The sequence below is a fragment of the Paenibacillus sp. JT22N7 genome (genome assembly GCF_059383875.1).
In genome coordinates this window covers 152,902-164,763 of sequence record NZ_JBXENY010000006.1, presented here as the reverse complement: position 1 = coordinate 164,763, position 11,862 = coordinate 152,902, and the positions used below count along the sequence as shown (strand labels likewise).

Annotated in this window: 9 protein-coding genes; all 9 read left to right on the top strand. The window is 49.4% G+C overall.

Annotation, left to right across the window (positions count from 1 at the left end):
- Positions 1-8 precede the first annotated feature (8 nt).
- The 9 genes from AC50Y5_RS17780 (at position 9) to AC50Y5_RS17740 (ending at position 11,842) form a co-directional block, all read left to right on the top strand.
- Positions 9-2,159 carry an ABC transporter transmembrane domain-containing protein gene (locus AC50Y5_RS17780; RefSeq protein ID WP_494862522.1) on the top strand — a complete coding sequence of 717 codons (2,151 nt, stop codon included), beginning with the start codon at positions 9-11 and terminating at the stop codon, positions 2,157-2,159.
- Positions 2,160-2,208: 49 nt separating this feature from the next.
- On the top strand, positions 2,209-2,727 hold the full coding sequence (locus AC50Y5_RS17775) for a hypothetical protein (protein WP_494862517.1): 519 nt from the start codon (positions 2,209-2,211) through the stop codon (positions 2,725-2,727).
- Between the two features lie 143 nt (positions 2,728-2,870).
- Positions 2,871-3,398, top strand: coding sequence for a hypothetical protein (locus AC50Y5_RS17770; RefSeq protein WP_056033700.1), 528 nt, complete (start codon positions 2,871-2,873; stop codon positions 3,396-3,398).
- An 803-nt stretch (positions 3,399-4,201) separates the two neighbouring features.
- Complete coding sequence (locus AC50Y5_RS17765; RefSeq protein ID WP_056033917.1) at positions 4,202-5,071, top strand: ABC transporter permease; 870 nt, start codon at positions 4,202-4,204, stop codon at positions 5,069-5,071.
- 12 nt (positions 5,072-5,083) lie between these two features.
- Positions 5,084-5,977, top strand: a complete 894-nt coding sequence (locus AC50Y5_RS17760) for a carbohydrate ABC transporter permease (RefSeq protein WP_056033703.1) — start codon at positions 5,084-5,086, stop codon at positions 5,975-5,977.
- A 76-nt stretch (positions 5,978-6,053) separates the two neighbouring features.
- Positions 6,054-7,589, top strand: coding sequence for an ABC transporter substrate-binding protein (locus AC50Y5_RS17755; RefSeq protein WP_056033706.1), 1,536 nt, complete (start codon positions 6,054-6,056; stop codon positions 7,587-7,589).
- Between the two features lie 24 nt (positions 7,590-7,613).
- Positions 7,614-8,483, top strand: a complete 870-nt coding sequence (locus AC50Y5_RS17750; protein ID WP_494862514.1) for a sugar phosphate isomerase/epimerase family protein — start codon at positions 7,614-7,616, stop codon at positions 8,481-8,483.
- A gap of 113 nt (positions 8,484-8,596) precedes the next feature.
- Positions 8,597-9,688: a Gfo/Idh/MocA family protein gene (locus tag AC50Y5_RS17745; protein WP_494862512.1), complete on the top strand. Its 1,092-nt coding sequence runs from the start codon at positions 8,597-8,599 to the stop codon at positions 9,686-9,688.
- A 177-nt stretch (positions 9,689-9,865) separates the two neighbouring features.
- Positions 9,866-11,842, top strand: coding sequence for an AraC family transcriptional regulator (locus AC50Y5_RS17740; RefSeq protein ID WP_494862510.1), 1,977 nt, complete (start codon positions 9,866-9,868; stop codon positions 11,840-11,842).
- Positions 11,843-11,862: the final 20 nt, after the last annotated feature.

The window sequence follows — 11,862 nt, the reverse complement described above, 5'->3', positions numbered from 1 at the left end:
AGGTGCTGGTGGATTTGCAAGCAATGATCAAAATAATGCGCCGATTTGCCGAATACAAGCTGCTGAGCAGCGTATTCTTATTCACACTATTAATAGAAGTAGCCTATACAGTGGCTTCGCCGCTTAGCTTGAAATATTTGGTGGATGAAGCTTTTACACCGCGAAACTTACAGGCGTTTATTATCATTTTGCTTATTCTGCTCGGCGGGGGCATCTTGAATGTCATTGCCGGTGCAGTGTCGGACTATTCATTAGGCAGGCTGGCTGGAGAGGTCGTTCGCAAGCTGCGAACAGAGCTGTTTGCTCATATCCAGCTCCAGTCCTTGCCCTTCTACGAGCGTTATCGGGTTGGTGATTTGGTGACCCGCTTCTCGGCTGATATGGGCTCCATTGAACGGGTGATTCGCGGCTCCAGCCCGATGCTGCTCAAAGAATTGCTTGCTGTAGCGCTGGGGCTCATGATGCTGTTTACGCTGGAATGGAGGCTGACGCTTGCCATGCTCGCGGGCTCGGTTCTCATGTTTGTGCTGCCGCAGCTTGTGCAGAAGCGCTCGGAGCGGGCGAATCGGGAGTACAAGGAGGCGCAGGAGCGCTTCTCCAATATGATCGATGAGATGGCCAAGGGGCACAAAACGATTCGGGGCCTGCATCAGCAAAACCGGTTTCGCATAAGGGGCGACAACAAAATTACGGCTTTGTTTAAGACAGGCATGAATCTTCATATGAGCAATTCTTTAATGGAACGGCTGCCTTTAACGGCTTTGCTGCTGCTCAACGGAATTATGATGGGCTTCGGCGGTTATTTAATTTTTCATGATGCGATGACTGTTGGCGGTTTTATCGCCTTCTTCACCTTGTTTATGAGCGTGGGGCAGTCGGGCTCGAATTTGGCCTTTCTCCTTCCCCAATTAATCGAATCAAACATCAGCTTCCAGCGCATCGATGAAATGATGGCCTGCAAGCCAGATTTGCCAGCAGCTGAGCATCCTGCATTACTGCCGGATACGAGCTTGTCCCTGCGCATGGAGCAGGTCACCTTTGGCTACAACGCGGGCATTCCGCAGCTGAAAGACGTCAGCCTCCAGATCGAAGCTGGCAGCTATGTTGCTTTCGTTGGCCCCAGCGGATCGGGCAAAAGCACAGCGCTCCAGCTGCTCTCCCGCTTTTATGATCCCCAGCAGGGAAATATATTTATCCAAGATGTTCCCCTTCAGGACATTAGCGAAGCCTCGCTTAGACAGCGTGCTGCGCTTGTTTCGCAGGACACGTTTTTGTTCCATATGACGGTGAGGGAAAACCTGCTGCTTGGCGACGATATCGCGGAAGCGGACATGATTGCAGCTGCAAAGCAGGCGGGCATCCACGATACCATAGCAGGCTGGCCGGATGGCTACGACACCTGGATTCGCCATGAAGGCGGCTCCTTATCAGGCGGGGAGCGGCAGCGCATTGCCATTGCACGCGCTCTGCTTCGCAGGCCGCAGCTGCTGCTGCTGGATGAAGTAACATCGGCGCTGGACCCGGCAGCTGAGGCGGACATTAACCACCTTATTGAACAATTAAAGGGTACTCGCACGATCGTAGCAGTTACCCATCGCCTCTCCTCTGTCGTAAATGCGGATCAAATTTATGTATTTCAGGGCGGTCAAGTGGCAGAGAGCGGTTCCCATCAGCAGCTGCTTAGGGAGCAAGGGCTTTACAGCAGCCTATGGGAGAAGCAGCACGGCTTCCATGTATCGGGAGATGGACGATATGCCTCGGTGAGAGGAGAACGGCTTGCGAAGCTGCCGTTTTTTGCCGGAATGGCTCCCGAGCTGCTGGAAGGCGCAGCTGAATTATTCACCTCCGAAACGTGCAGGGAAGGCGAAGCGGTTGTACGGGAAGGCGAGGAGGGCGATAAGTTTTATATTATCGTTCGCGGCATTTTTGAAATATGGAAGGCGTTTGAGGGTCAAGAGGACAAGAAGGTAGCGGTATTGCAGGACGGCGACCATTTCGGAGAAATTGCCCTGCTGCGGAACATTCCGCGCACCGCCACGGTAAAGGCAGCCGGTTCCGGCGTCCTGCTGTCGATGCGCCGCGAAGCGTTCCATCGGCTGACGAAGGAGCATCCGCAGCTGCTGCATATGCTGGAGCAAACGCTTCAGCAAAGAATGTAGCGCAGCGGCAGAGCAGGAACATTTTCAGGTGAAGAGAGGGGGATTTTAGGTGGAAATGGCGTATTTTAAACGGTGTGAAAATGATGAGGATTATGCAAAGGCCAGCTTGTTTCTGTTGAAGCACAGGCGGGATTTGCATCCCGCTTATACGACAATGGACACGTTGTCGCTGCTGTACGCTTATTTGACGGAGGGGCAGATCATTGTAGGATTGGATGAGCTGCACCAGGTAAATAGCATTTCCGGTTTTTATTATGGGACGCAGGAGCAGGATTTTCAGAATAAGGAAGTTGTTTTTGTGGATATGGTCATTGTTGAGCAAATGCATCGGGGAACGCGCTTGTTTGCAGAAGGGCTTCATTTTCTGGTCCATACAGTGCTGGAAAACCATCCGGAGGTTCGGGAGCTGAGTCTTGCAGCCTTGTCGGAAAATAAACGGCTTTGCCGGATGTATGCCAAGTTTGTACAAGAGAAGTACAAGCGCGAGGGAGCGCTTGGAGAAGAAACGGTTTTTAGCGGTGAAATTAGAAAAATTGGTACTATGCTAAGAAAAACCAATCCAGTATAATCGTTTTTGTAGGAAAAATTAACTAAGAATGGAGGCGGACAAATGATTCCACCACGCGGATTTGGCAACAAAGACATTAAAAAAGGCAGCGGTTTCGGCAAGATTGTTAAGGTTAATGAAGCATTGAGAGCCCAAGCGAACTAATGTCGTTTATATTTCGTCCCTGTGCGCTTGAAATGGATGAAGAGGCGTACGCTGCATTTCTGATTCAGCATCATGCTGAACTGAATCTGCCATATTCCTTCCCGATGAAGCTGAGCTTTATGGGAGGGCCGCTCATTTTGGGCAAAGGCCTGCTGCTTTTTAGGGAGGAGCCTTACGAGATTGCCGGCGCTGCGGGCTTCGTCTGCGGGACGGGCGAGCATGATTATGAGGATCAGCATATTTGCCAGATCGAGATTGCTTTTATCCGCAAGGAATATCGTGGCACCAGGCTGTTTGCGCACGGCTTGAATGCGCTCATTGAATTAATGAAGGAATCGAGCCCTGGCGTCCAACAGGTACAGTTTTGGGTGAGGGCGGATGATCGCCAGCTTGACAGGCTGCTGTCCAAATTTACAGCGCTGCAAGGCGCATCGAAGTCACCCGTAAATCATCTTATGCTTTACAAAATCCCCTTTAGCGAGCTCGAAGGCTACGTTCAGAAACGAGCTGCTAGGACTCGCCCCTAACCTTTGATAATGAAGGTTATCCGTATGTATTACTTTCCCAAACAGCTAATCTATCATGCAGCAAGCTTTTGATTATTTAGCGCTCACAGAGGCGCTCTACAAGTGATAGTGAAATGAATCATGAACGGAGGCGAGCACATGATCCCACCAATTGGATTTGGTAAGAAAGATATCAAGAAAGGCAGCGGTTTTGGCAAAATCGTTCAAGCAAATGAAGCCTTGAGAGCACAAGCATAAGGCTGCTCATCCTTTTTTGGCCAGAGAAGCTTGCGATAGCTAGAAATTATAGAACCATATAGAGGCCTAGAAGAAGCCTGCTCTGTACGCGCAATCGTATAGGGCAGGCTTTTTAGCTATTTATTAAAAGCAGATGCCTTTGTTCAAATATAGGAAAGGATATGTTTTTTTCATCCCTTCTCTATATTTCTCGGACTGAAACGCGCCGCGCCGCCAAAGGACAGCGACAGCCGTTTCACCTTGAAATATAGGAAAGGATGTCCTAACGCGATCCCTTCTCTATATTTCTCGGACTGAAACGCGCCGCGCCGCCGAAGGACGTCGACAACCGTTTCACCTTGTTCCGCTCTATCAAGATGTCGGAAGATGACAACGAAGAAGTCGGTTTAGTCGTAGTGTGCTTGCCCGCGAAAAACTAAGATAGAGGTAGAAGAAGTGAAGGGGGAACCGCGATGGCGACGACTGCAAGCACAGCGACAGCAAAACCAGCGGAGCAGCAGACGGAAGTAAGACGGGCACAAAATCCCGTATTGAAAAGGCTGAAACGTTACGCACCATTATTCATTATGATTATTCCCGGAGTCATCTATTTGTTCATTAACAATTACTTGCCGATGCTGGGGCTCATTATTGCTTTCAAGGATGTCAACTTTGCCAAAGGCATTTTGGCCAGCGATTGGATCGGCCTTAAAAACTTTGAATACTTGTTCAAAACCGAAGATGCTTGGATTATTACCCGCAATACGCTGCTCTACAACATATCTTTTATCATACTAAACCTGATTATAGCGGTGGGCATTGCCATCTTGCTTAATGAAGTGAAGAAAAAAGTGGCCGCCCGTTTTTATCAAAGTATCGTGCTCATTCCTTATTTGATCTCAATGGTTATTGTCGGTTATTTGGTACTCGCCATGCTGAGTGGTGAAACCGGATTCATAAATAAACAGATTCTTCCGCTCTTCGGAATTGATCCTATCTCATGGTATAGCGAGCCTAAATATTGGCCGGTCATTCTAGTCATCGTTAACGTTTGGAAAAATGTCGGCTACCTCTGCATCATCTATCTTGCAGCGATCATCGGCATTGATCCGGAATATTATGAAGCCGCTACCATCGACGGAGCAGGCAAATGGCGCCAAATTACGCAAATTACGATTCCGCTTATAGCACCTGTTATTACGATCATGACGCTGCTGCAAATTGGACGTATTTTCTACTCGGATTTTGGTTTATTCTATCAAGTACCGCTCAATACCGGCGAGCTGCTTTCCACAACGAACGTTGTTGATACGTATGTGTACCGTGCGCTCATTAATCTTGGCGATATCGGGATGTCCTCAGCTGCAGGCTTGTACCAATCCGTTGTTGGCTTCGTGCTCGTGCTGCTGTCCAACTATATTGTAAGTAAACGAAACCGCGACAATGCGCTGTTCTAGGAGGTTAGGGCCATGGTAAATACGAAGGAAAAAATATTTCAAGTCGCGATTCATATTTTCTTTATCGCTGTAGTGCTCATGTGTCTTATGCCATTCGTGCTGCTGCTGACAACTTCCTTTACGAGCGAAGCTTCCATTGTCAAAGACGGTTATTCCTTATTCCCTAGCGAGTGGAGTCTGGATGCTTACAAGTTTTTATGGAATGATGCTGAAAATATTACGCGTTCATACGGCATTACGATCTTCGTCACGTTAATTGGAACGTTCATCGGGCTGTCGATATCCGCGCTGTTGTCCTACCCGATGTCGCGCAGCGATATGCCAATGAAAAAGCAGCTCGCCTTTTACGTCTTTTTCACGATGCTGTTCAATGGCGGACTCGTACCGACTTATCTGATTTACACGCAAGTATTCGATATGAAAAACTCTCTGCTGGCGCTAATTATTCCAGGCTTGCTGACGAATGGTTTCTTCGTCCTCATTATGCGGACGTTTTTCCAAAATTCGATCCCGCATGCGATTATTGAATCCGCTTCTATTGACGGCGCTGGAGAATTCAAAATTTTCTTCAAGATGATTTTGCCGCTGTCGCTGCCGATCCTCGCAACGATTGGCCTTATGCAGACGATTGGCTATTGGAATGACTGGTTTAACGGGCTCATTTATATTACCGACAGCAAGCTGTTCAGTTTGCAAAACCTGCTGAACCGGATTTTGCTCAACGCCCAGTTTATTCAGAACAACGCCTCAACGCTAAATGCGGGGGAAGTAGCGAGTGCGCAAATTCCGCTGGAAACGGTAAGGATGGCCATGGCGGTTATCGGCGTAGTGCCGCTGCTGTGCGCATACCCTTTTTTCCAAAAATATTTCGTCAAAGGGCTTGTTATTGGTGCCGTTAAAGGTTGATGATGTTAAACGTCTGGCTACTCACGGCTTTCAGCCGGTTAGCATACAAGCTTGAACAAACAGGGAGGTTGCAGAGATGAGAAAACGGACAAATGGAATAGTGGCGCTGCTGCTGACGGTTATGCTGGTGCTTGCAGCATGTGGCGGCAACAGCGGCGGTTCAACATCGAATGCCGGAGCAACGAATGCTGCAGGTGGAGAAACAGGCGGAGCGTCTGAACTCAAGCCTTATGAAATGACGGTGGCTTTCTTAAGCATCGGCAATACGAAGGATTTGGCTGAGGTTCAAGCCGAAGTCAATAAAATTACCCAAGCTAAAATCAATGCAACCGTTAAATTCCTTCCTATTGATATCGGGGCATGGCAGCAGCAGATGAACCTGATGCTTGCGGGCAATGAGCCGCTGGATATTCTCGTAACGGGCACAGGACTTAACTTTGGCACACAGGCTGCTAAAGGCCAGCTCGTAGAGATGGATGACCTCCTGGCAAAATACGGACAAGATATTCAAAAGGTTGTTGGCGGAGATGTCATTAAAGCCGGCTCCTCGAATGGAAAAATTTACGCTATTCCAAGTGTGCGCGACTGGGCAGCAGATTATGGCCTCGTTATGCGCCAAGACATCGTAGACAAATACAAAATCGATGTTAATGCGATTAAGACGATGGATGATTTGACGGCTGTTTACCAAACGATTAAAGACAATGAGCCGGGCATGGCAGCTGTATTGCCAGAAGGCCCAAGCTTCTCGGTTATCCAATCCATGGTGGGCAGCGTCATCGACCCGCTTGGCGACGAGAATGGTGTACTGGTCGGCTTTGATGGCGAGCTGAAAGTCGTAAACTGGTATGAAACGCCTGAATATGCGAGCTTGGTGAAAAAAGCAAGAGATTGGTACAACGCGGGCTTTATTCCTAAAGATATTTCGACGAATCAAACGACTTCGGAGCAGTTGATCAAGGCTAACAAGGCGTTTGCTTTCATGGCGCATATGAAGCCTGGCTATGAGAGCAAGGAGTCGCTGCTTACAGGTACACCTCTCGTTGCAGCACGTATTTCCCCAGCGATTTCGACGACTTCCTCGATCGCTAACATTATGTTCGGCATTGCAAGAAACTCCGAGGACCCTGAGCGCGCGATGATGTTCCTGAACCTGCTTTACTCGGACGCTGACCTCGTGAACCTGATCGACTACGGCATTAAAGGCAAGCACTATGAAGTGAAAGAGGGCAATATTATCGGCTTCCCGGCAGGCGTAGATTCCTCCAGCTCGACTTACAACCCGACGCATGGCTGGATGTGGGGCAATCAGCTGCTTTCCCATATTTGGGAAGGGGACAGCGCAGATCTGTGGACGAAGCTTGATGAGTTCAATAAATCGGCGGTTAAATCGAAAGCGCTTGGCTTCAGCTTTACAGCAGACCCTGTCAAAACAGAAGTGGCGGCTGTTCAGAACGTGAAGGAGCAATTCAAGATTGGTTTGGAAAATGGTACGCTTGACCCGGACAAATATTTGCCGGAGTACATTGCGAAGCTGAAATCTGCAGGCATGGATAAAATCGTTGCCGAAAAACAAAAGCAGCTGGATGAGTGGGCGGCAGCCAATAAATAATATTCGAAGGAGTGAAGGTCTGGCATGAGCATTCAAGCAGGCATTAACATTTATTCCGTCCATGAGCAGCTTGCTCAAGATTATTACGGCACTTTGCGCAAGCTTGCGGAAGCAGGCTATACCCATCTGGAAATGCTAGGCTTCAATATGGTGAAAATGTCGCGGTTCAGCGATGAATTCCCGGCCAAGGAGGTTGCCGCCGAGCTGGCGGCCTCCGGCCTAAAGGCCATCGCAGCCCATGAGGGGCCGATGCCTGGCGAGGAGCTGCTCGCCCATCGTTGGGATGAGCTGATGGATTATTACGAACAGCTTGGCTGTACGTCGCTGGTGCTGCCATCCGTATGGATGGACGACCGTGACAGCACGCTGCGTCTCGCCGAGCAGCTGGAGCAGCTTGGCGGCAAGCTTGCACAGCGCGGCTTCCAGCTTTACCTCCATAATCACGCCCATGAATTTAAGGCGGATGGCGATACGACGCTGTTTGATATCCTCGCCGCACATACCGATCCGTTGCATTTAAAATTCGAGCTTGATCTCGTGTGGGTGATGCGGGCCGGGGTTGACCCCATTGCAGTAATGGAGCGAGTCGGCGACCGCTGCGATATGATTCATCAGAAGGATTTCAGCAAGCAGCTGTCCGGCCCGCTTAATTTATTCGAATCGATTCAAGCGAACGGCGACGAGGGGCTTGGGCTGATGGATGTTTACCGCAAATATATCGTGCCTTCGGACTTTGTCGATCTCGGTACAGGAGCTTTCGATTTTGCCCATGTGTATGGGAGGATTAAGGAGCTTGGCCATGTGAAATACGCATTGGTTGAAAATGAAGGTAAATCAGCGGATAAGCTTGCCAGCGTCCGCAACGATCTGGAGTATTTGCGCACATTTATTTAAAATATAAGAATTTATATGCTCACTTTTATAACTATGCTTATATTTCATCGCGAAACGGTTGCTTTGCCGCCAAAGGACGGCGACAGCCGTTTCACCTTAGGAGGCTGCAAACGATGGGGAAATTGAAAGCAGGTATTATAGGCTGTGGAGGCATCGCCTTTCAGAAGCATATGCCGTCACTGAAAAACAATAGCGATTTGGTTGATATGGTTGCATTCTGTGATATTATCCCGGAGCAGGCAGAGAAAGCGGCACAGCAGTTCGGCACAGAGGATGCCAAAACGTATACCGACTATAAACAGATGCTCGAAGATAGCTCTATTGATATCATCCATGTGCTGACGCCAAATTTGCAGCATTCATTTATTACAGTAGATGCGCTGGAGGCGGGCAAGCATGTAATGTGCGAGAAGCCGATGGCGATTAATTCGGCAGAAGCGCGTAAAATGCTGGATGCGGCAGAGCGGACAGGCAAAAAGCTGACGATTGGCTATCAAAACCGCTGGAATGATGATTCGCAAACGCTGCATCAAGCTTGCCGGGAAGGCGCGCTCGGTGAAGTGTATATGGCGAAAGCCCATGCGATCCGCAGGCGGGCGCTCCCGACATGGGGCGTATTTGCCGACAAGGAGCAGCAAGGTGGCGGCTGCCTGATCGATATTGGGACGCATGCGCTTGATTTGGCGTTATGGTTTATGGACAATTACAAGCCGAAGTCCGTCAGCGGCTCGGTGTTCTACAAGCTGCGGGATAAGCCAGAGGGCAATATGTTCGGTCCGTGGAAGCCAGAGGAATTGGAGGTAGAAGATTCCGCATTTGGCCTCATTAAGATGGAAAATGGCGCAACGATTTTCCTTGAAAGCTCCTGGGCTTTGAATACGACGGATGTGAAGGAAGCGAAGGCATCGCTCTACGGCACGAACGGCGGTGCAGAGATGAAGCAAGGCGCAGATTACGCTGGAGAGCTGATCTTCAACAACGTCCAGTTCGGCAAGCTGATGGAAACGAAGGCGGCTGCAGGTCCCGGCATCGCATATTTCGGCCCCGGCTCGAACGATCCGGGAACGAAGGAAGCTCGGCAGTGGCTGGAGGCGGTTATCCATGATAGGGAGCCGCTTGTGAAGCCGGAGCAGGCTTTCGTGGTGACGCAAATTTTGGAAGCGATCTACGAATCGGCAGCGACAGGCAAAGAAATTTATTTGTAAAAGCATGAAAAGAAGCCCGCAGCGATATCGGCCTAGCCGAAGCTGCGGGCTTTTTTGCATATTAATGAAGCTTATAGTTATTTTCATTGTAAATGAGAAGGTTTATCAATTATAATAAAGGGACTAAGGGATTGATCGAGCGGTTCTTTTAAGGCAGGAAGTGGGGAGGTTGGGGAATTGAAGCTGGACGAACATATAAAATTATGGAACCAGGCGGCTATAAAAATATGGGATATTCGCCATGTCGTCATGCAGCCAGGGGAGCTGTTGGAGGATTATTTGCTGCCGTCAAGCGGCTTCATTTACAGTGTGCGCGGTGCTGGGCATTTGAAGCTGGACGGCGACGAGCATGAGGCTCAGCGGTTTCATATTCTGCATGGCGGCAAGGGCATGCGGCTGGATGTGTGGGCGGAGGAAGAGTTTGAATATTATTTGCTTTTATACCGTGCGGTGTATGCATTGCCGGGCAATAAAGAGCTGGCGCGGCTAATGGAACGGCATCAGCCATTTGCGCTGCAATATGGTTTTCAGCCGCAGGAGCCGCTGCCCTTGCTTCGCCCGCTGGATTTGATTCGGAAAGCGTGGCAGCAAGCGGATGATCTGGATCGCATCCAGATCAAGGGGCTATTTTATCAATTTATCCATGAGCTGCTCCGGCAAATGAAGACGCAGGGCATTAAAGTAAGCAAGCCGGACCTCGTTACGCAGGCCATCCGCTACATAGAGGATCATTTTCAGGAGGCCATTACGCTGGAGTCGCTGGGTGAAAAGCTGAATTACAGCTCCCGGCATCTATCGATGCGCTTTAAAGAGCATACGGGAGCAAGCCCGATCCATTATTTGATTCAAATCCGGGTGAAGCGTGCGGCAGAGCTGCTCATTGGAACGGATGCGGCACTGAATGAAATTGCGCTTGAGGTTGGTTACGCGGATGTGTATTATTTCAGCCGAATTTTCAAAAAACATACCGGCTTATCGCCCGTTCGTTTTCAGGAGCGGGAACGCAACAAGCGGCTTTCAGAAGATCGTCCATTCATCATATCTGAAAAATCCATTGGAATGGGCAAGGTGCGGCGTTATATTGGTAATTATGATAATCATTATCAATATAAACGTGGAGGGTCTGTACGAATGAAAAGAAATACAACATCGGGTCTTGCTATTAGCTTGTTGCTTACGTTAACGCTATTGCTAGGTGCCTGCTCATCAGGCACTGCGAATACGAGCACGAACAGCGCAGCTTCTGCTTCGCCAAGCAATGCGACGGAATCAGCGTCACCCGCGCAAAATGACGGCGGCCAAGCGTCGCCTGCGGAAGCAGCAACACGCATCGTCAGCACGGAGAAAGGCGATGTGGAAGTACCTGCCGAGCCGAAGCGCGTCGTCGCGCTTTATATGCTGGGCGATGTGGTGGCAATGGGCGTAAAGCCGGTCGGTATTTCCGATGTGTACGAGGGAGCGGCATTCGAGCAGGAGCTTGCGGGTATTGAAACGCTTGGCCAATGGTTTGAGCCGAATCAGGAGGCAGTGCTGGCGCTTGATCCAGACTTGATTATTGCTCCTTCTGAGGATACGTATAACAAGCTGCATGATATTGCTCCGACGGTGTACATTCCGTTTGACAAAATGACTACGGATGAGCGAATGAAAATGCTGGGCAAGGTGTTCGGCAAGGAGCAGGAAGTAAATACGCTGATGGAAAACTTCAATAAGAAAGTAGAAGAGAGCAAGGAGAAGCTGAAAGCAGCAGGCGTTTATGACAAAACGGTTTCCATTATTGAAGGCGGCAAGAAGGAAATGTCGGTCATCGCCAGCAAGCAGTACGGCCGCGGCTCGCAAATTATTTATGAGTACCTGGGAATGAAAGCTCCGAAAGTTATTCAGGATAAAATCGATGTCGCAACAGTTGGCGATGGCGAAAATGTATCGCTGGAGGTGCTGCCGGAATATATGGGCGATTATATTTTCCGCTCCTCTTGGATGGGTATGGATGATTTATCCGACAACTCGATCTGGAACAGCATCCCGGCGGTAAAAGAAGGCCGTTTGGTTGAAATAGAATTTGGGCTTGCGTATTACAGTGATATTTATTCGCTGGACAAGCAGCTTGATTTTATCGTGGAGAAGCTGCTCGAGGGTGCGCCGAAGGCATAGCAACTTTATATTAAAGCTAG

Bases quoted from the DNA above. Each gene is read 5' to 3' on its own strand.
- AC50Y5_RS17770 (WP_056033700.1), top strand. From the start codon at position 2,871: ATGTCGTTTATATTTCGTCCCTGTGCGCTTGAAATGGATGAAGAGGCG.
- AC50Y5_RS17765 (WP_056033917.1), top strand. From the start codon at position 4,202: ATGATTATTCCCGGAGTCATCTATTTGTTCATTAACAATTACTTGCCG.
- AC50Y5_RS17760 (WP_056033703.1), top strand. From the start codon at position 5,084: ATGGTAAATACGAAGGAAAAAATATTTCAAGTCGCGATTCATATTTTC.
- AC50Y5_RS17755 (WP_056033706.1), top strand. From the start codon at position 6,054: ATGAGAAAACGGACAAATGGAATAGTGGCGCTGCTGCTGACGGTTATG.
- AC50Y5_RS17750 (WP_494862514.1), top strand. From the start codon at position 7,614: ATGAGCATTCAAGCAGGCATTAACATTTATTCCGTCCATGAGCAGCTT.
- AC50Y5_RS17745 (WP_494862512.1), top strand. From the start codon at position 8,597: ATGGGGAAATTGAAAGCAGGTATTATAGGCTGTGGAGGCATCGCCTTT.